Origin of the sequence: Rothia sp. HMSC062F03 (genome assembly GCF_001836905.1) — a bacterium.
GTDB classification, from domain to species: domain Bacteria; phylum Actinomycetota; class Actinomycetes; order Actinomycetales; family Micrococcaceae; genus Rothia; species Rothia mucilaginosa_A.
Window position 1 is genome coordinate 254628 of the sequence record NZ_KV830882.1, and the last position, 18725, is coordinate 273352.

Sequence of the window (18725 nt, forward strand, 5' to 3'; positions counted from 1 at the left end):
CCCCGGGGCCTAGCGGGCCTCGTCGCGCACCGGGTTGGCGGCCTTCGCGGCCTTCGCCAGCTCGAAGCGCACCGCGCGCAGGGCGGTTGCGGCCATGACGCGCACACCGATACCGATGGCCTGCTCGCTCGGGGCGTAGTCGCCCTGGTGCAGGTCGTAGGTGGGGTCGCCGGGGGCGCGGGTACCCAGTCGGAACATGGAGCCGGGCACCTCCTGCAGCATCCACGCGAAGTCCTCGCCACCCATGGACTGCTCGACGAGCACGATGGAATCCTCGCCCAGTTCGGCGCGGGCGGCGTTCTCGAGCATGGTGGTTTCCAGGTCGGTGTTCACGACCGGGGGCACGCCGCGGATGTGCTCCACGCGGGCGTCCACGCCGAAGGGAACGGCGACCTGTTCGATGACCTCGTCCAGCAGGTTGCCCGCCTGGCGCCACACCTCAACGTCCAGGCAGCGCATAGTGCCGGCCAGGTAGCCCTCGGCGGGAATCGCGTTGGGGGCGACGCCGGCGCTGACCTGGCCCCAAGCAACCAGCACGCCCGAACGAACGTCGGTGCGGCGGGTCAGCACGGCGGGAACCTGCACCGCAATCTGGCTCATCGCGTAGATGAGGTCCTCGGTCAGGTGGGGTCGGGAGGTATGGCCGCCGTGGCCGCTCAGGTGAATCTTCACGGTGTCGGAGGCGCTGGTAATCGCACCGATGCGCGTACCGATTTGACCGAGGTCCACCTTCGGGTCACAGTGCAGGGCGAAAGCACGCGGAACGTCCTTGAGCAGGCCCTGGGAAATCATCTGTACGGCACCACCGGGTAGCTGCTCCTCGGCCGGCTGGAAAAGAATACGGATACTGCGGCCCAACGGGGTCTTCTCGTTGAGCTCGTGTAGCGCCAGCGCCACGCCCAACATGACGGTCTGATGAATATCGTGGCCGCAGGCGTGCATCACGCCGGGAACCGTGGAGGAGTAGGGCAGCTCGGTCTGCTCGACGATGGGCAGTGCGTCGATATCGGCGCGCAGAGCCGCGGCGAAGGGGCCGTCTCCGATGTCGACATAGCAACCGGTGCCTTCGCAGGCGATGGGGTTCATGCCGGCTTCTCGCAGTCGGTTCATGAGGCGCTCGGTCGTGACGACCTCGCGGAAGGAAAGCTCGGGGTTGGCGTGCACTTCGCGGCGGAATTGCACGAGGGTGCCCATCATGCGCTCCACCCAATCGTCGAAGACGGGGGTGGACAAATCGTAGCGAGAATTAGCAAAAACCATACACAGTAGAATAACCCTCCCGGTGACGGTTTACCTATCCGTCCCGGCCGTTACCGGCCCTTTAAGAATGTCTGTGACTTTGTGACGGATTTTTGAAGACCGCTCGGAGGTTCGTCGGAGGTGCAGGCGGCGAGGGCTGCGGGGTTCCGGGGCGTGCCTCTCCCGCACTCCGGCTTCCCCCGGTTTCTCTCCCCTACCCCGGACACGCGACAAGCCGCCGCCCGGTGAGGGGCGACGGCTTGTCGCAGAAGGCGTTTGGCCTTCAAGAATCCGAGAAGGAACGTTCTAGAGCGAACGGCTCAGGATGGCCTGCTTCACCTCGGCAATAGCCTTGGTGATCTGGATGCCACGGGGGCATGCCTCGGTGCAGTTGAAGGTGGTGCGGCAGCGCCACACGCCTTCCTTGTCGTTCAGGATTTCCAGACGCAGGTCGCCTGCATCATCGCGCGAGTCGAAGATGAAGCGGTGAGCGTTCACGATAGCGGAGGGGCCGAAGTACTGACCGTCGGTCCAGAAGACCGGGCAGGACGAGGTACATGCTGCACAGAGGATGCACTTGGTGGTGTCATCGAAACGTGCACGGTCCTCAATGGTCTGCAGACGCTCACGCTCAGGCTCGTTCGAATCGTTAATGAAGAACGGCATGATTTCGCGGTATGCCTGGAAGAAGGGCTCCATGTCAACGATGAGGTCCTTCTCGCAGGGCAGACCCTTGATGGGCTCAACGGTAATCGGCTTGGTCAGGTCAAGATCCTTCAGCAGGGTCTTGCAGGCCAGGCGGTTACGGCCGTTGATGCGCATCGCGTCCGAGCCGCAGATGCCGTGTGCACAAGAACGGCGGAAGGAGACGGAACCGTCCAGCTCCCACTTAATCTTGTGCAGGGCGTCGAGCACGCGGTCGGTGCGGTACATGGTCAGCGGGAACTCGTCCCAGTACGCCTCGGAGGAAACCTCCGGGTTGTAGCGGCGCACCTTGATAATCACGTCGTACGTGGGGATGGAGTCGGAATCGCCGCCGGTCATGCCCTCAAATAGCTTGACGGATTCCGGTTCGGGGAGTTCGTTTTCAGCCATTTTAGTACTTACGCTCCTTCGGCTCGTAACGGGTGTAGACAACGGGCTTGGTGTCGAAACGCAGGCCCTTCACACCCTCAAACTCGGATTCGGGGTCGAGGTAGACCATAGAGTGCTTCATGAAGTTCACGTCGTCGCGCTTGGGGTAGTCCTCGCGGTAGTGACCGCCGCGGGACTCCTTGCGGTGCAGCGCGCCAACGGACATGACCTTTGCCAGTTCAATCAGGAAGCCCAGCTCGACGGCCTCGAGCAGGTCGAGGTTGAAGCGCTTGCCCTTGTCCTGAATCGAGATGTTCTTGTAACGCTCTTCGAGCTTCTCGATGGTGGCCAGTGCGGCGCGGATGGTCTCCTCGGTGCGGAACACCTGCATGTCGGCCTCCATGGCCTTCTGCAGGTCTGCGCGGATAGCGCCGACCTTCTCGGTGCCCTTGCCTTCGAGGATGCCGTTGAGCATGTTCAGCACACGATCTGCTGCGTCGTCCGGAACGGGAACGAACTCGGCGGATGCGGCGTACTCGGCGGCCTTACGGCCGGCACGCTTACCGAAGACGTTGATGTCGAGCAGGGAGTTGGTGCCCAGGCGGTTTGCACCGTGCACGGACACGCAGGCAACCTCACCGGCTGCGTAGAGGCCGGGGATGGTCTCTTCGCTGTTGCGGTACACCTCGGTCTCGTTGTTGGTGGGGATACCGCCCATTGCGTAGTGCGCGGTGGGGAACACCGGGATGGGCTGGTGGTGCGGTTCCACGGCCAGGTAGGTACGAGCGAACTCGGTGATATCCGGCAGCTTCTCGTCGATGTGCGAGGGCTCCAGGTGGGTCAGGTCCAGCAGCACGTAGTCCTTGTGGGGGCCACAGCCGCGGCCCTCGCGCACCTCGTTTGCCATGGCTCGTGCCACGATATCGCGGGGCGCGAGGTCCTTAATGGTCGGTGCGTAGCGCTCCATGAAGCGCTCACCGTCAGCGTTACGGAGAATACCGCCCTCACCGCGAGCACCCTCGGTCACGAGGATGCCCAGGCCTGCCAGGCCGGTCGGGTGGAACTGAACGAACTCCATGTCCTCCAGGGGCAGGCCGGCGCGCAGTGCGATGGCCATGCCGTCACCGGTGAGGGTGTGGGCGTTGGAAGTGGTCTTGAAGATCTTGCCGCAACCGCCGGATGCGAAGATTACGGACTTGGCCTGGAAGACGTGCACCTCGCCGGTTGCCAGGTCATAGGAGACAACGCCGGCGGGACGGGGCTTACCCTCTTCGTCCTTGACCAGAATCAGGTCGAGCACGTAGAACTCGTTGTAGAACTCAACGTTGTGACGCACGCAGTTCTGGTACAGGGTCTGCAGAATCATGTGGCCGGTACGGTCAGCTGCGTAGCATGCGCGGCGCACGGCAGCCTTACCGTGGTCGCGGGTGTGACCACCGAAGCGGCGCTGGTCGATGCGGCCCTCGGGGGTTCGGTTGAAGGGAAGACCCATCTTCTCCAGGTCGAGCACGGCGTCGATGGCTTCCTTAGCCATAATTTCTGCCGCGTCCTGATCGACCAGGTAATCGCCACCCTTGACGGTGTCAAAGGTGTGCCACTCCCAGTTGTCCTCCTCGACGTTGGCCAGAGCGGCACACATACCGCCCTGCGCCGCACCGGTGTGGGAACGGGTCGGGTAAAGCTTGGTCAAAACCGCGGTGCGGACTCGCTGGCCTGCCTCAATAGCGGCACGCATACCGGCACCGCCGGCGCCGACGATCACTACATCGTACTTATGTACCTGCATGATGTTCTTTCTGTGTTTTCGATGTTTGAATTTGTCTGCCGGTTACGTCGTCGTTAGTGTGCCGCGCAGAAGCTGGGGAGCAGGTTGGCCGCTGCGCCCGAGGGGCAGGGGTCAAACGCGAAGATGGTGAGGGTACCAACCAGCAGGACAAATGCGGAGGCAGCGAAGAGGATAACCTTCAGCCACACGCGCAGGCGGTCCTTCTCGGCGTAATCGTCGATGATGACGCGGATGCCGTTGGTGCCGTGCAGCATGGCCAGCCACAGCAGCAGCAGGTCCCAGACCTGCCAGAAGGGGTTGGCCCACTTGCCACCCACGAAGCCGAAGTCGATGGCGTGGATGCCGTCGCCGACCATCAGGTTCGAGAAGAGGTGACCAAAGATAAGAATCACAAGCACGACGCCGGACAGGCGCATGCCCAGCCAGGCGAACATCTCAAAGTTGTTGCGCTTGGAGGAGGAGCGGTTGTACTTCACACCGTCGATGCGGTTATCACGCAGGCGGGGTACGTAGGTGCGGGGCTTAAGCGGAGTAGCCATGGTTTAGTGACCTCCAATGTGCGAGAAAACGATGGGCAGGTGGCGGGCGGCGAAGCCGGCAACGGTGAGTGCCCAGAGAATCAGCACAACCCACAGAATCTTGATGTGAACGTAGGTTGCCTTCTGGCTGATTTCGACGTTGCCGTCCTTGTTCTTCGCTTGGATGTGCTCCACGTGTGCGTTGGTTGCCTTACCCCAGAAGTCGATGAGGATAATGCGGATACCGTTGAAGGCGTGGTAGACGATGGCTGCTACCAGGGCGGTCTCGCCCAGGCCCATGATGGGGTTCTTGTACAGGCCCAGCACACCGTTGTAGGCCTCCGGAGAGATGCGCACGACGGCGGTATCGAGGATGTGGACAAGAAGGAAGAAGAAAATCGCGATACCGGTAATGCGGTGAGCAACCCAGGACCACATGCCCCAACGGCCGCGGTAGAGGGTTCCCTTAGAACCATTCAACACTGAATAACCTCCTGCTGAGACGGCGGGCTCGGGGCGCAAAGGGGCACCGGGCGCCTCCCTGCGAGCCGGTCACGACTATGTACTCGCCGACTGCTTTGTTCGTCTGTTACTTCCAAGATATCAGGTAAATTCACAGCTTATTGACACACTGTTTATAGATTTTTCCCAGCCTATAAACGTGGATTAGGTTATATTTTTTTTGCGATATTACGATTTACCCCGAGTTGATGCGGAAGTAACCTTAACCTAACAATGCACCCCTCCCCCAATGAGAGCCGCCTGACATTTTCTGCCAAATCCTAAAAGAATTCGATATATGACAAATTCACCCGTTATTCTTGAAGCGATGAATACTGCACTCACTCGATTCCGCCCGCTGATTCCCGCCGGCGGTGTTGGCTCGCGTTTGTGGCCCCTGTCCCGCGCGCACGCCCCGAAGTTCCTGCTCGACCTCACCTCGTCGGGCAATTCCCTATTGCGTGACACCTACGACCGTCTCATCGACCTCAGCAACGGTTCCGTCATGGTCGTCACCGGCACCTCGCACGCCAATGCGGTCACCCAGCAGATTCCTGAGCTGCGCGCCGCTGACCTGGTGCTGGAGCCCTCCCCCAAGGACTCGGCTGCAGCTATCGGCCTGGCTTGCGCCATCATCCACCGCCGCGAACCGGACGCCATCATCGGCTCCTTCGCAGCCGACCACGTCATCAGCCCCGTGGACGAGTTCCACCGCGTGGTGACCGAAGCTGTCATCACCGCGGCTACCGGCAAGATTGTCACCATCGGCATTACCCCCACCGAACCCTCCAGCGCCTTCGGCTACATTCACGCCGGCGCTTCCCTGGGCATCGAGGATGCTCCCAACGCGCACGCCGTGGACACCTTCGTTGAGAAGCCGGACACCGCCACCGCACAGAAGTACCTGGACTCCGGTGAATACACCTGGAACGCCGGCATGTTCGTGGCACCGGCCGCCCTGATGCTCAAGCACCTCGAGGCCAACGAGCCCGAGCTGTACGCGGGCATCATGGAGATCGCTAACGCCTGGGACACCCCCGAGCGCGAGGCCGTCATGGAGCGGGTGTGGGAAACCCTCCCCAAGACCGCAATCGACTACGCGGTGGCAGAGCCCGCCGCCGCCGCGGGCGACGTCGCCATGGTTCCCGGCTCCTTCAGCTGGGATGACGTTGGAGACTTCGACGCGGTGGCACGCCTCAACTCCGAGAAGAGCGGCGAGCAGCTGACCATCCTTGGCGAGAAGGATAACGTCATTAACCACGGTTGCTCCGGCATTGTTGTGGCTAATACCGATCGCAAGATTTCGATTATTGGCCTGAACGACATCGTCGTGGTTGACACCCCCGATGCTCTGCTGGTCGCACCGCGTTCCAAGGCACAGGCTGTCAAGGATGCCGTGGGTGAGGTCAAGGCACGAGGCTTGAACAACCTCCTCTAAAATTTTGGCCCTGAGTAGGCGCATGAACCCTACTCGAGCAAAAGATACCTCTAAGAAAACCGGTTCCCTTCTGGTCAGAAGGGAACCGGTTTTCTTTTACCCTAATGGGTCATTTTGCGGGTGGATTCAAGGCTTTTGCCTAGTGGAGCATGGAAGGATGCTCCCTGCGGCTGGGCAGGGGTCTGAATGTCTTATGCACCCCGTGCAGGTTGCACTTCCAGAGTCTGATACGAGCCAAGGATCAACCACTATAGAGAATCATTCTCATGTTAGTCTTGGTGCATGCACATGACCCGTAAGTTTTTCCTCACCCGCGTCGGCGCACTCGGCGCCGTGGCTGCCCTCGCCCTGACCGCATGTGGCTCCCAGGCCACCCAGAACGCACAGACCAACCCCAGCGCTTCCACTTCCGCGAGCGCAACCCCCGCCCCCATCACCGAAGGCAAGGGCGCTGCCAGCCGCGTGGCCATCACCTACGACGGCGGCGTGCTCGTCTACGACGCCAAGGACATGAAACTGCTGGCCGATATTCCCAAGGAAGGATTCCTGCGCCTCTCCGATGCCGGCGATAACCGCCATCTCGTCGTGGCCGACGGCAACAGCTACACCTTCCTGGACACCGGCGTGTGGTCCGTAGCGCACGGCGATCACTCGCACTACTACACCACCGCCCCGTCTCTGTCTTCGCTGTCTCTTGCCGCTGACCATACCGGCCACGTCATCAAGGACAACGGCAGGGTTGCGGCCTTCGCTGACGGCACCGGCTCCTTCGCCGTGTACGACCCGGCGAAGCTGACCCACGATAAGCGCACCGCCTCCTCCCTGGAGACCACCACCGTCACCCTGCCCAAGCCGCACCACGGCTTCGCCATCCCCCTGCCCGATAACCAGTACCTGGTGGCGGTCGGTGACTCGAAGACCCGCACCGGTGCCGCCGTTGTGGACGCTCAGGGCAAGACCGTAACCGAGAGCCCCGCATGCCCCGGCGTGCACGGTGAAGCTATCGCCAAGGACGGCGCGTTCACCATCGGTTGCACCGACGGCGCGCTGATCTACAAGGACGGCAAGTTCACCAAGGTCACCAACCCCGAGGACCCGTACTCGCGTTCCGGTAACCAGGCGGGCAAGGCTGACTCCCAGTACGTTCTGGCGGACTACAAGACCGACAAGGATGCCAAGCTGGAGCGCCCCGAGAAGTTCTCCATCATCGACACCGTCGCGGCAACCCGCACCGTCTACTCCCTGCCTTCTGGCGTGAGCTACACCTTCCGATCGCTGGCTCGCGGCCCCCAGGGTGAGGCACTGCTGCTGACCACCGACGGCAAGCTGCGCGTCTTCGACCCGGCAACCGGCGCCGAGCTGGGCTCCGTACAGCTCATGGAGGCGTGGACCGAGTCTGAGACCTGGCAGGACGAGCGTCCGGCCCTGTGGGTGGACGGTAAGACCGCCTACGTGACCGACCCGGCCACCAAAAAGCTCATCGCAGTGTCCCTATCGAACCCGGTGGCTCCGAAGGAGCTCATGAGCGTGGAACTGCCCAAGACCCCGAACGAGATCCTGGGCGTCTCCTCCTCGAACGCCGCGCCGGTTGAGGCTGAGGCTCACGGTTCTGAAGCTCACGGCTCTGCCTCTTCCTCGGCTTCCGCTGATGCACACTAATCCGGCGAGTCTGGCGAGCCTCACGAGGGCCACTCCCGCTAGGGTTCTCACGCTGAAGCAAGCCTAGCGAAAACATAAAGAGAGATGCGACCGATAGTCTATCGGTCGCATCTCTCTTAGCGTTTTAGGCTGGCTACTACCGCAGCGGCAGAACCCCGATTTCCTCCCAGTTCTGCCCGTCGTAGGAGTAGCAGTGCAGGTGATCCACCGTGAAGGTGCGCCGCTCCGCGGGCAGGGAGTCAAACGCCTCGCGGGCGCTGGCCACCTGTTCCTCGCTCAAACCGTGGCCCAGGGTCACGTGCGGCACGTACGGGAAGGGGGCCGCACCCGTACCGAGCATCCGAACAAGATCCCGGTGAATCCGCTCGAATTCGGCCTTGCCCGCCTCCAGGTTCAGGTACTCCACCTCGGTCACCGGGCGGAAGGAGTGCACCGACCCCCAGCGAGCCTCGAAACGCGACGCACCCAGGTCTTCGGAAAACTGCGGGGAACGCACGGCATCCAGCAGGGAGTCATCCAGCTCCGCCACGTACACGGTCACGTGGGTGCTCATTGACGCGGCCGGGACCCCCGTTGTCTCCCGCTTCCACTCCTCCAGGCGCTGAGCATTCTCACCGCTCACGTGAGCAATAATGCTCAGGTAGCGGCGACCGGGCTTGAGGGTGGGTGATACGGAGGCCTCAGAGGGACTCGATTGCTCGCGGGGTTCTGTCATGGGTGTCGTGCGCTTTGCGTTCGTTGAAGATGAGGAATTGATAAGCGCCCGGTAGCTAGATGCTCACCGAGGGCAGGAAGCCGACCTTCTTGTAGACGTTTTCGATCGTGGCGGTGGCGATCTCGCGGGCGGCGGAGGCGCCCACGGCCAGCAGGCGGTCCAGCTCGGCGGGGTCGTCCATTAGCTCGAGGGTGCGCTCGCGCACCGGAGCCAGGCGGTCCACCACAATATCGGCCAGGTCGACCTTCAGGTGGCCGTACATCTTACCCTCGTAGCGTGCCACAATCTCGTCGATGCTCTCGCCGGTCATGGCGGAGTAGATGGAGAGCAGGTTGGACACGCCGGGCTTGACCTCGCGGTCGTAGGCGATGACGGAGCCGTCGTCGGTCACGGCGGACTTAATCTTCTTCTGGGTAACCTTGGGGGTGTCCAGCAGCTTGATGAGGCCCTTGTCGGATGCCGCCGACTTGGACATCTTCGAGGTAGGTTCCTGCAGGTCGTAAATCTTCGCGGTTTCCTTCAGGATGACCGGCTCGGGCACCACGAAGGTTTCGCCGAAGCGGGAGTTGAAGCGCTGGGCCAGGTTGCGGGTCAGTTCGAGGTGCTGACGCTGGTCCTCGCCCACGGGTACGCCGTCCGCCTGGTAGAGCAGAATGTCGGCGGCCATGAGAATCGGGTAGGTGAACAGACCAACCGAGGCCTTATCGGCGCCCTGCTTCTGCGACTTGTCCTTGAACTGGGTCATGCGGGAGGCCTCGCCGAAGCCGGTGAAGCAGTTCAGAACCCAGGCCAGCTGGGCGTGCTCGGGCACGTGCGACTGCACGAACAGGGGCGCACGGGACGGGTCAATGCCGGAGGCGATGTACTGCGCCGCGGTCAGGCGAGTGCGTTCGCGCAGCTCCTCGGGATCCTGCGGAACGGTGATGGCGTGCATATCCGGAATAAAGAACAGACATTCGTTATTCGGGTCGTTCTGCAGGGCCACCCAGTTGTTCACGGCGCCAATGTAGTTACCCAGGTGCATCGAATCGGCCGAGGGCTGGGCACCAGAGAAGATACGCGTCTTCTGCTGGGAGGCGTTCGGGATGAGGGACTTATCCTGCTTCTTTTCGTCTGCCATAGTTATTTCCTGTGCAGTTACTTCCTGTGCGGTGCTGCGAACGGTGCAGCGTGTATCTCAAAACTTATGTTCGGGGCGCGGTGGCGCTAGGCTCTAGCCATCGATGCGGTAGTCCACCACCAGCGGCGCGTGGTCGCTAAAGCGTTCCTCGTAGGTGGCGGCGCGATCAACCTGCGCCTGCACGGCGCGCTCGGCCCAGGCCGGGGTCGCCATCTGGTAGTCGATGCGCCAGCCGGCGTCGTTATCGAAGGCCTTGCCGCGGTAGGACCACCAGGTGTAGGGCCCGGGCACCTGACCGGCCAGATCGCGCGCCACGTCGCGGTAACCGATATCGCCAAAGAAGCGGTCGAAATAGGCGCGTTCCTCGGGCAGGAAACCCGCACGCTTCTGGTTGGCCTTCCAATTCTTGATATCCAGTTCGGTGTGGCCCACGTTCAGGTCACCCACGATGAGCACGTGATCGGAGTGCTCGGCCAGCTCGGGCATACGCACCAGCATACGCTCCAGGAAGCGGTACTTGTCCTCCTGCTTCTGAGTGCCGACCTCGCCGGAGTGCACGTACGCGCTCACCACGGTCAGGGTCTGCCCGTTCGGCAGAACGTAGTCGGCCTCAACCCAGCGCCCCGAGTCATCAAAGTACTCCTCGCCGATGGTGGAGCGGGTTGCCACGGGCTGATCCTTCAGCACCTCACCAGCCGAGTTCGGGGTGCGGCGGGTAGCCACCAGCACGCCCGCGCGGCCCTTAGCGGCGGCCTCAGCGTGCAGAATATTCCACTGCGACTCGTCGAGGAGCTCACGCACGATGGCGTCGGGCGCGCGAACCTCCTGCAGGCAGAGGATGTCGATGTCTCGCTCGGCCAGCCAGTCGGCCATGTTCTTGCGGTAGGCGGCGCGGATGCCGTTGACGTTGACGCTCGCCACGCGGAGCAGACCGGGCTCACGCGGAACGGGAGGAATCGAAGAATGCATAGTCTTAATTATGCCAGCATGCGCGGAAGTAAAAATTCACCGTGATTCATTTTTCTTTCACAGATGGTTAAAATGTTGGGTGATGAATTCACACTCCTCACATACCCCCGAACCCACCGCCCACTCGCTCTCCACCGATGCTCAGGCCGCAGATCAGGCCTCCCCGAGTACTTCCCCCAACGGTAGCCAGACCTATGAGCTGCCGCCGATTCCGGGACCCAAGTACGAGCAGGTGATTCACTACCTCGAGCAGCGCTACATCATTCCGGGTAAGCCCGGCGATAAGCTCCCGACCGAGCGCACGATTCAGCAGAACTTCGGCGTGAGCCGCCAGACGGTGCGTAGCGCCCTGAAGGTCCTCATCGAGCGCGGCCTGCTCTATAACGTGCAGGGGTCCGGCACCTACGTGGCCGAACGCAGCGAAGCCACGTACATCCCGCGCGTGGACACCTTCGCCGACGATATGCGCCGCCGCGGGTTCGAAGGCTCGACCCGCATGATTGCGACCCGCTGGGTGGATGCCACCGAGGAGATTTCGACCCGACTATCCGTTCCCGTGGGCGAGTCGGTCCTCTTCGTACGCCGTCTGCGCCTGGCCAACCACGAGGTCATCGGCTTTGAGCGCTCGTACTTTGTCAAGGAAGCCGCCAGCAGCATCCTGGACTCCATGATGGCCGGCCTCTCGGGTTCCTCCAGCTCCCTGGATCAGCTGGCCGACACCCCCAACGCCATTAAGCACGCCCGCGTACGCACGAGCGCGGCCCTCTTCACCGACGCCGATACCGAGGCCTTCAACCAGCAGGTTCCCGTGGGCGAGGCCGCCTTCAAGGTGTGCGTCACCGGCTACACCAAGGAGGGAACGCCGGTCGAATACGCTGAGACCCTATACCTCTCGGACCACTACTTTTACGAGCTGCTTCTCTAGCGTCTCTCCCCTGAGACAGGAGGCCGCACGAGACGCGCGAAAGGGCGGTGCCCCGGTAGATTTGCTCTACCGGGGCACCGCCCTTTCGCTACGGGTCTTTCGTTACGGGTCTATGCGAACGTCGCGGGGACCTACGCGGCCTGACGCTCCGCGGTCTCCACCACGTTCACCAGCAGCTCGGCGCGGGTCATCGGGCCCACGCCACCGGGGTTCGGGGACACCCACGAGGCCTTCTCGGCGGCCTCGGGCGAGACGTCACCGAAGAGCTTCTTCTTGCCGGTCTCGGGATCCTCGGCGCGGGAAACACCCACGTCCAGCAGGATTGCGCCCTCCTTGACCTGGTGAGCCTTCAGCACGTGGGGCACGCCCACAGCGGCGACGATGACGTCGGCCTCGCGCAGCACCTCATCGAGGTTCTGGGTGCCGGTGTGAGCCAGGGTTGCGGTGGCGTTCACCTCGCGGCGGGTCAGCAGCAGACCCAGCGGGCGGCCCACGGTAATGCCGCGGCCGAGCACCACCACGTTCTTGCCGTTCCAGTCGATGCCGTGGCGCTTAACGAGCTCAATCACGCCGTTCGGGGTGCAGGGCAGCGGGGAATCCAGCGGCTCCGAAACGTTCAGCACGAGCTTGCCGAGGTTGGTCGGGTGCAGGCCGTCGGCGTCCTTCTCGGGGGCGATGCGCTCGAGCACGCGGTTGGTGTCCAGGTGCTTGGGCAGGGGCAGCTGCACAATGTAGCTGGTGCAGGCCGGATCGTTGTTCAGCTTGTCAATCTCAGCGTCGAGCTCCTCCTGGGTGATATCGCCGGGCAGGTCCACGCGGATGGAGTTAATACCGATCTCCGCGCAGTCGCGGTGCTTAGCGCCCACGTAGGAGCGGGATGCCGGGTCGTCACCGACCAGGACGGTGCCCAGGCCGGGGGTGATGCCCTTAGCCTTCAGCGCCTCGACGCGCTCCTTCAGCTCCGCCTTGATGGCGGCAGCGGTTGCGTTACCGTCTAGAATCTGGGGCATTGTTTTCCTTCCATAGATTACGGCGGGTTCGCCGAAACGGATGGTCTATGTGTTGGGTTCTTGGGGCCCCGCCGCGCCTCACCGATAGAGCGGGTCCGGGACGGCGGGCGGAGGGCGAAATAACCCCGTCCGCGCATCGGCCACACGGGCGGATGAGCGAACGGGGTCATTCACGGTTCTACCAGTTCTCGCTGCCCTGGTAGAGGGGGTACTTGGCGCAGAGTGCATCCACGCGAGCGCGCAGGGCCGCGATGTCCGGGTTCGGTAGTAGCACGGAGGCGATGATGTCAGCCACCTCGGTGAAGCCCTCGGCGTCGAAGCCGCGGGTTGCCAGCGCGGAGGTGCCGATGCGCAGACCGGAGGTCACCATCGGCGGGCGCGGGTCGTTCGGAACGGCGTTACGGTTGACGGTGATGCCGGCGTCGTGCAGCAGGTCCTCCGCCTCCTTGCCGTTGAGCGCGTGGTGGCGCAGGTCGACGAGCACCAGGTGAACGTCGGTGCCGCCGGAGGCAATCGAAACGCCGGCGTCCTTCACGTCCTGCTCCAGCAGGCGCTTCGCCAGGATCTGCGCGCCCTCAATGGTGCGCTTCTGACGCTCCTTGAAGCCCTCGGATGCGGCAATCTTGAACGCGGTAGCCTTCGCGGCGATCACGTGCATGAGCGGGCCGCCCTGCTGGCCGGGGAACACGGCCGAGTCAATCTTCTTCTTCAGCTCCTCGGTGCAGAGGATGAAGCCCGAGCGGGGGCCGCCCAGGGTCTTGTGTACGGTGGAGGACACCACGTGTGCGTGCGGGACGGGGTTCGGGTGCAGACCCGCAGCCACCAGGCCCGCGAAGTGTGCCATGTCCACCCACAGGTACGCGCCGATTTCGTCGGCAATCGCGCGGAATGCGGCGAAGTCCAGCTGGCGGGGGTACGCGGACCAGCCGGCGATAATCAGCTTGGGGCGCTCGGCCAGGGCCAGCTCGCGCACCTGCTCCATGTCAACGTAGCCGTTCTCGTCCACGCTGTAGGCGACAACGTTGTACAGCTTGCCGGAGACGTTCAGCTTCATACCGTGGGTCAGGTGGCCACCGTGCGCCAGGGACAGACCCATGATGGTGTCGCCGGGGTTCAGCAGCGCGTGCATGACGGCGTTGTTCGCCTGCGCGCCGGAGTGGGGCTGTACGTTCGCGTGCTCCGCGCCGAAGAGCTCCTTCACACGGGCAATGGCGAGGTCCTCAACGATATCGACGTACTCGCAGCCGCCGTAGTAGCGGCGGCCGGGGTATCCCTCAGCGTACTTGTTGGTCAGCACCGAGCCCTGGCTCTGCATCACAGCGCGGGGGACAAAGTTCTCGGATGCAATCATCTCGAGGGTGTTCTGCTGGCGCTTGCGCTCCAGCTCAATGGCTTCTGCTACCTCGGGGTCGAGGTCGGCGAGGGGCATCTCGAGGATCTTCTGCTCGGACATTACGCTCCTGGGAGTGTTTTTACGGTATCTTCAGTGGCTCGTCATCGGGGCTGCGGCAGTGTCTGCGGCTGAAAACCCTGAATGAAAAAATATGAGCTACACCTCATAATACCGTAAAGCCCGCTTTCCTTCGAGAAGGAAAACGGGCTTTGGGATGCATCATGATGAAGTTTTACGGCGCCGGTATGGTACCGGTGCGGGACGCTTGACACGCCCCGGCGGGCCTATCGGCAAGGCGGCGCAGGTCGGTGAGTCCTAAGCCTGGCGCAGGATGGCGGAGGCGTACTCCAGGTAGGCCTCGCGGGCGCTATCCTTCTTACCGCCGGCCACCAGCTGGGTCTGCACCACGTAACCGGTCAGCACAGAGAGCACGGCCGCGCCGATGACGGTCAGCCATTCCTCGAGCTCCTCATCGGTGAAGTCCAGTTCAGCGGCGCCCCAGGCGCGGTAGCGCTCCAGGGCCTGATCGCGCAGGTAGGTTAGCTGCTCGGAAACCACGGCACCCAGCTGCGGCATGGAGACCGCCTCGCCCCAGGTCACCAGCAGGTGACGGCGCACCTTGGGGGTGTCCAGCACCTTCAGGCACCCGAACACGTAGTCCCAGGGCTGCTCGGCGCGGATGCGGTCGAAGGGAGCCAGGTCCATGCGCGCGGCGGCGAGGATAATCTCATCCTTGGAGGAGAAGTGATTGTAGATGGCTCCAGCAGACAGGCCGGTGGCGGCGATGATCTCGCTCATTGAGGCCTTCTGGTAGCCGTGCTTGATGAAACACTCGCGGGCGGTCTCTACAATCTGAGAACGCCTGTTCTTTTTGTATTCTTCGCTGACTTTAGGCACAACCTAATCCTAGCGAATTTTTTGGCGCTCCGCGCGCCTTCCGGGCGCACCTTCCGAGCTGTGGAGCGCCAAAACGCAAAAAATAGAATAAAAATTCCATAAAAAGGCGGGGTGCCCCGAAAATCCGGGGCACCCCGCCTCACTCACGCGCTCACGCCCGCCCGGCCGTAACCGGCCGCGGCGGTACGCGTAGCCGCAAAATCTTAGTGGAAGAAGTGGCGGGTACCGGTCAGGTACATGGTCACGCCGGCAGCCTTAGCGGCCTCGATAACTTCCTCATCACGGATCGAACCGCCCGGGTGCACAACGGCACGCACGCCGGCGTCCAGCAGAACCTGCAGGCCGTCAGCGAAGGGGAAGAACGCATCGGATGCGGCAACCGCACCGCGGGCACGCTCGTTACCCTCGCCGCCGAGGGTGTTCGCACGCTCAACGGACAGCTTGCAGGAGTCCACGCGGTTCACCTGGCCCATGCCGATGCCCACTGCGGCGCCGTTATCGGCCAGCAGAATGGCGTTCGACTTGGGCGAGCGCAGTGCACGCCACGCGAATTCGAGGTCGCGCAGGGTGGCCTCATCGGCGGGCTCGCCGGCAACCAGGGTCCAGTTCTTCGGGTCGTCGCCCTCAGCCTGCAGGCGGTCGGCCTCCTGGAAGAGCGCGCCGCCGGAGATGGGGCGGTACTCGATGGCATCGCGGCTAAAGCCCTCGGGCAGAACCAGCAGGCGCAGGTTCTTCTTCTCGCGCAGAATCTCCAGGGCCTCGGGCTCGTAGCCGGGGGCCACGACAACCTCGGTGAAGATGCCCTTGACGGTGCGCGCCATTTCGGCGGTCACCGGGCGGTTAGCGGCAATCACGCCACCGTATGCGGACAGCGGGTCGCAGGCGTGAGCCTTCGCGTGAGCGTCCGCAATGGGGTCAGCCGCGCCGGGGGTTGCCACGGCGATACCGCAGGGGTTGTTGTGCTTGATAACGGCGACGGCCGGCTCATCGAAGTCGTAGGCGGCGCGCAGGGCGGCGTCGGCGTCAACGTAGTTGTTGTAGCTCATGGCCTTGCCGTGCAGCTGCTCGGCCTGTGCAATGCCGGGGGCGGCCGCCGGGTTGACGTACAGGGCGGCGCGCTGGTGCGGGTTCTCGCCGTAGCGCAGGGTCTCGCTACGCTCGAAGCCCAGGCCGGCGTACGGGGGCCAGAAGTTGGCGTCCTCGTCCTGCAGGAACTGGGATGCGGTCCAGGTAGCCACGGCGGTGTCGTAGGCGGCGGTGTGGGCGAATGCGCCAGCGGCCAGGCGGCGGCGCTCCTCCAGCGAGAAGCCACCGTTCTTAGCGGCCTCAACCGTGCGCTCGTAGTCGGCCGGGTCCACCACAATTGCGACGGCATCGTGGTTCTTTGCAGCTGCGCGAACCATGGAGGGGCCGCCAATGTCGATCTTCTCAATGATGGCGTCCTGATCCGCACCCGAAGCCACGGTCTCGACGAAGGGGTACAGGTTCACGACGACCAGATCGAAGGGCTCGACGTCCAGCTCGCCGAGGGTGTCGATGTGCTCCTGCTTGCGGCGGTCAGCCAGAATACCGGCGTGGATGCGCGGGTGCAGGGTCTTCACACGGCCCTCGAGGCACTCGGGGAAGCCGGTCACCTCGGTCACCTCGGTGACGGGAACGCCTGCGGCCGCAATGGTCGCCGCGGTCGAACCGGTGGACACCAGGGCCACGCCGGCCTCGTGCAGACCGCGGGCGAAATCCTCCAGGCCGGTCTTGTCGTAGACAGAAATGAGGGCGCGGCGCAGGGGCACGCGATCGAGCTCAATAAGAGACACAAATACTCCGATACTTTGCACCGTGCCCGGCACATGCGGCGGCACGGCTGGTGGATGGATGTGAGTCCGCCCCGGCGGGCGGGATGTGCGGGTGGGGTTTACCCCCGCCGTCGCGCCGGGCACGGGGTGCCCCCACTCGGGCGGTGGGGCGCGACGGTACGTCTGTACGGGCGGGGAATCGGAGCGTGCGCTCCACCCGCCGTATGAAAAACTTATGCGGCAGAGTGCTTCTGCGCGAGGTCGGCGACGGTCTGCACGAGCAGGCGGCGCTCCTGCACCTTGATGCGTTCGTGCAGAGTTTCTTCGGTATCGCCGTCGAGCACGGGCACGGCGGCCTGCGCCAGGATGGGGCCGGTATCAACGCCGGCGTCGACGAAGTGCACGGTCAGGCCGGTAATCTTCACGCCGTGGGCCAGGGCGTCACGCACGCCGTGTGCGCCCGGGAAGGAGGGCAGCAGGGCGGGGTGGGTGTTGATAATGCGGTTGCTGAAGCGCTCGACCAGCTGCGCATCCACGATGCGCATGAAGCCGGCGAACACGATGTAATCGGGCTCGTAGGAGGCAATCTTCTCTTCGAGGGCGCGGTTCCACGCCGGGCGGTCTGCGTAGTCGCTGGGCTGCACCAGGAAAGTGGGCACGCCGGCGGCCTGGGCGCGTTCGATACCCAGGCAGGGTTTGTCGGCGCCAACAGCCGCAATGTCGAGGGGAAGCTCGCCCGCCGCTACGGCGTCGAGAATGGACTGAAGATTCGTTCCGGATCCGGATACCATAACCACAATTCGCACCCAACCAGTATAGCCCATCTCACATGCGTTGCGGGAGCTCGGAGAGAGGGTCGCCCGCGTTAACGGGAGAAGGTATTGCGGCAGCGCTCGGTAGGCCGGGACGGTCGGAAGAGCGGAGGGCTCCAGCAGTCCGGACGCGGAAGGCGAACGAACGGAGGCGCGGCGGGCCCCACGCCCGAAGGGACGGTACCCTTAAAGCTATGTCTACTCCCCCGCCGAACACCCCGAACGACCAGCCCCGCAACCCTCAGCAGCAGGCTCAGCAGCAGAGCCCCGCCTCCAACCCGCAGCAGGGACAGCACCAGGGGCCGCCGACCCCCGGCAGGTACAGCGGACAGCACCCCGGCGCACAGTACCCCAGCGCGCCGGGCGCGCATCAGTCCGGCGGCGGAAACCCCGGCAAGCCGCCGATGGACCCGCTACAGCGCCAGCGCATCCTGCTCCGCACGGCCATGGTTCTCGTTGTCTCCGTGCTACTCATCTTCGGGGCTTCCTCCTTCGTACTCTCCCCCATGCCCTACTTCCTGGGCCTTTTCCTCTTCGCGCTGGTGGGCATGGGGCTGAACGTCTGGGCCATCGTGCGCACCGCGAGCGCGCGCGGCCCCTGGATCTTCTACGTTGCCGCCTCCCTCAGCATCCTCTACAGCCTCATGACCGTGATCGGCGGAATCGGTCTGGCCGTCATGCCGGGGATGCAGGAGTACCGCGAGTGCCGCACGGCCGCGCTGACCGGCACCGATATGTACACCTGCGACCAGATGCTCCAGAACAGCATGGACAGCTTCGCGGGCACCGGCAGCACGGCAGGGGCCTCCTCCCGTTAGCGGCGGCCGGAGCGCACACAGCACGAAACCCGCACGAGTCATCCTCGCGCGGGTTTCG

Annotated in this window: 17 protein-coding genes; 4 read left to right on the forward strand and 13 right to left on the reverse strand. The window is 63.6% G+C overall.

Features of this window, described 5'->3' with window-relative positions:
- Window positions 1-9: 9 nt before the first annotated feature.
- From HMPREF2674_RS05355 to sdhC, 5 genes are all read right to left on the reverse strand, one after another.
- Window positions 10-1260 carry an amidohydrolase gene (locus tag HMPREF2674_RS05355; RefSeq protein WP_049333049.1) on the reverse strand — a complete coding sequence of 417 codons (1251 nt, stop codon included), beginning with the start codon at window positions 1258-1260 and terminating at the stop codon, window positions 10-12.
- Window positions 1261-1545: 285 nt separating this feature from the next.
- Entirely contained in the window at window positions 1546-2334 is a 789-nt protein-coding gene (locus HMPREF2674_RS05360) for a succinate dehydrogenase iron-sulfur subunit (RefSeq protein ID WP_049342924.1), read from the reverse strand.
- A gap of 1 nt (window position 2335) precedes the next feature.
- Window positions 2336-4099 (reverse strand): succinate dehydrogenase flavoprotein subunit, encoded by a 1764-nt coding sequence (gene sdhA / locus HMPREF2674_RS05365; RefSeq protein WP_070825037.1) that lies wholly within the window; start codon window positions 4097-4099, stop codon window positions 2336-2338.
- Between the two features lie 53 nt (window positions 4100-4152).
- Window positions 4153-4638, reverse strand: coding sequence for a succinate dehydrogenase hydrophobic membrane anchor subunit (locus tag HMPREF2674_RS05370; RefSeq protein WP_049333054.1), 486 nt, complete (start codon window positions 4636-4638; stop codon window positions 4153-4155).
- A 3-nt stretch (window positions 4639-4641) separates the two neighbouring features.
- On the reverse strand, window positions 4642-5100 hold the full coding sequence (gene sdhC / locus HMPREF2674_RS05375) for a succinate dehydrogenase, cytochrome b556 subunit (protein WP_080974944.1): 459 nt from the start codon (window positions 5098-5100) through the stop codon (window positions 4642-4644).
- Window positions 5101-5446: 346 nt separating this feature from the next.
- On the opposite strand from sdhC, the gene HMPREF2674_RS05380 reads away from it, so the two are divergent.
- Both HMPREF2674_RS05380 and HMPREF2674_RS05385 read left to right on the forward strand, forming a co-directional pair.
- Complete coding sequence (locus HMPREF2674_RS05380; protein ID WP_084824433.1) at window positions 5447-6556, forward strand: mannose-1-phosphate guanylyltransferase; 1110 nt, start codon at window positions 5447-5449, stop codon at window positions 6554-6556.
- Between the two features lie 288 nt (window positions 6557-6844).
- Complete coding sequence (locus HMPREF2674_RS05385; RefSeq protein ID WP_239663105.1) at window positions 6845-8215, forward strand: hypothetical protein; 1371 nt, start codon at window positions 6845-6847, stop codon at window positions 8213-8215.
- Window positions 8216-8351: 136 nt separating this feature from the next.
- Here HMPREF2674_RS05385 and HMPREF2674_RS05390 read toward each other — a convergent pair whose 3' ends face one another.
- The 3 genes from HMPREF2674_RS05390 to HMPREF2674_RS05400 all read right to left on the reverse strand — a co-directional run bounded on the left by HMPREF2674_RS05390 (window position 8352) and on the right by HMPREF2674_RS05400 (window position 11019).
- On the reverse strand, window positions 8352-8930 hold the full coding sequence (locus HMPREF2674_RS05390) for a 2'-5' RNA ligase family protein (RefSeq protein ID WP_049342920.1): 579 nt from the start codon (window positions 8928-8930) through the stop codon (window positions 8352-8354).
- Between the two features lie 55 nt (window positions 8931-8985).
- Entirely contained in the window at window positions 8986-10050 is a 1065-nt protein-coding gene (gene trpS / locus HMPREF2674_RS05395) for a tryptophan--tRNA ligase (RefSeq protein ID WP_049342919.1), read from the reverse strand.
- A 93-nt stretch (window positions 10051-10143) separates the two neighbouring features.
- Window positions 10144-11019: an exodeoxyribonuclease III gene (locus tag HMPREF2674_RS05400; protein ID WP_070681288.1), complete on the reverse strand. Its 876-nt coding sequence runs from the start codon at window positions 11017-11019 to the stop codon at window positions 10144-10146.
- A gap of 82 nt (window positions 11020-11101) precedes the next feature.
- Here HMPREF2674_RS05400 and HMPREF2674_RS05405 point away from each other — a divergent pair, with 82 nt between their 5' ends.
- Window positions 11102-11944, forward strand: a complete 843-nt coding sequence (locus HMPREF2674_RS05405) for a GntR family transcriptional regulator (protein WP_239662789.1) — start codon at window positions 11102-11104, stop codon at window positions 11942-11944.
- A 131-nt stretch (window positions 11945-12075) separates the two neighbouring features.
- On the opposite strand, the gene HMPREF2674_RS05410 is transcribed toward HMPREF2674_RS05405, so the two are convergent.
- The 5 genes from HMPREF2674_RS05410 to purN form a co-directional block, all read right to left on the reverse strand.
- Entirely contained in the window at window positions 12076-12954 is an 879-nt protein-coding gene (locus tag HMPREF2674_RS05410) for a bifunctional methylenetetrahydrofolate dehydrogenase/methenyltetrahydrofolate cyclohydrolase (protein WP_049333066.1), read from the reverse strand.
- 178 nt (window positions 12955-13132) lie between these two features.
- Window positions 13133-14407, reverse strand: a complete 1275-nt coding sequence (glyA, locus tag HMPREF2674_RS05415; RefSeq protein ID WP_070825039.1) for a serine hydroxymethyltransferase — start codon at window positions 14405-14407, stop codon at window positions 13133-13135.
- Window positions 14408-14662: 255 nt separating this feature from the next.
- Window positions 14663-15244 (reverse strand): TetR/AcrR family transcriptional regulator, encoded by a 582-nt coding sequence (locus tag HMPREF2674_RS05420; protein ID WP_049333070.1) that lies wholly within the window; start codon window positions 15242-15244, stop codon window positions 14663-14665.
- 203 nt (window positions 15245-15447) lie between these two features.
- Window positions 15448-17058 carry a bifunctional phosphoribosylaminoimidazolecarboxamide formyltransferase/IMP cyclohydrolase gene (gene purH / locus HMPREF2674_RS05425; RefSeq protein WP_070679463.1) on the reverse strand — a complete coding sequence of 537 codons (1611 nt, stop codon included), beginning with the start codon at window positions 17056-17058 and terminating at the stop codon, window positions 15448-15450.
- A gap of 212 nt (window positions 17059-17270) precedes the next feature.
- Window positions 17271-17828, reverse strand: a complete 558-nt coding sequence (gene purN, locus HMPREF2674_RS05430; protein WP_070825040.1) for a phosphoribosylglycinamide formyltransferase — start codon at window positions 17826-17828, stop codon at window positions 17271-17273.
- A 215-nt stretch (window positions 17829-18043) separates the two neighbouring features.
- Here purN and HMPREF2674_RS09125 point away from each other — a divergent pair, with 215 nt between their 5' ends.
- Window positions 18044-18667 (forward strand): hypothetical protein, encoded by a 624-nt coding sequence (locus HMPREF2674_RS09125; RefSeq protein WP_053090097.1) that lies wholly within the window; start codon window positions 18044-18046, stop codon window positions 18665-18667.
- Window positions 18668-18725 lie beyond the last annotated feature (58 nt).

What these genes read in the sequence shown, in the direction of transcription:
- HMPREF2674_RS05355 (WP_049333049.1), bottom strand. Translation starts at nt 1,260, where the DNA reads ATGGTTTTTGCTAATTCTCGCTACGATTTGTCCACCCCCGTCTTCGAC.
- HMPREF2674_RS05360 (WP_049342924.1), bottom strand. Translation starts at nt 2,334, where the DNA reads ATGGCTGAAAACGAACTCCCCGAACCGGAATCCGTCAAGCTATTTGAG.
- sdhA (WP_070825037.1), bottom strand. Translation starts at nt 4,099, where the DNA reads ATGCAGGTACATAAGTACGATGTAGTGATCGTCGGCGCCGGCGGTGCC.
- HMPREF2674_RS05370 (WP_049333054.1), bottom strand. Translation starts at nt 4,638, where the DNA reads ATGGCTACTCCGCTTAAGCCCCGCACCTACGTACCCCGCCTGCGTGAT.
- HMPREF2674_RS05380 (WP_084824433.1), top strand. Translation starts at nt 5,447, where the DNA reads ATGAATACTGCACTCACTCGATTCCGCCCGCTGATTCCCGCCGGCGGT.
- HMPREF2674_RS05385 (WP_239663105.1), top strand. Translation starts at nt 6,845, where the DNA reads ATGACCCGTAAGTTTTTCCTCACCCGCGTCGGCGCACTCGGCGCCGTG.
- HMPREF2674_RS05390 (WP_049342920.1), bottom strand. Translation starts at nt 8,930, where the DNA reads ATGACAGAACCCCGCGAGCAATCGAGTCCCTCTGAGGCCTCCGTATCA.
- trpS (WP_049342919.1), bottom strand. Translation starts at nt 10,050, where the DNA reads ATGGCAGACGAAAAGAAGCAGGATAAGTCCCTCATCCCGAACGCCTCC.
- HMPREF2674_RS05400 (WP_070681288.1), bottom strand. Translation starts at nt 11,019, where the DNA reads ATGCATTCTTCGATTCCTCCCGTTCCGCGTGAGCCCGGTCTGCTCCGC.
- HMPREF2674_RS05405 (WP_239662789.1), top strand. Translation starts at nt 11,102, where the DNA reads ATGAATTCACACTCCTCACATACCCCCGAACCCACCGCCCACTCGCTC.
- HMPREF2674_RS05410 (WP_049333066.1), bottom strand. Translation starts at nt 12,954, where the DNA reads ATGCCCCAGATTCTAGACGGTAACGCAACCGCTGCCGCCATCAAGGCG.
- glyA (WP_070825039.1), bottom strand. Translation starts at nt 14,407, where the DNA reads ATGTCCGAGCAGAAGATCCTCGAGATGCCCCTCGCCGACCTCGACCCC.
- purN (WP_070825040.1), bottom strand. Translation starts at nt 17,828, where the DNA reads ATGGTATCCGGATCCGGAACGAATCTTCAGTCCATTCTCGACGCCGTA.
- HMPREF2674_RS09125 (WP_053090097.1), top strand. Translation starts at nt 18,044, where the DNA reads ATGTCTACTCCCCCGCCGAACACCCCGAACGACCAGCCCCGCAACCCT.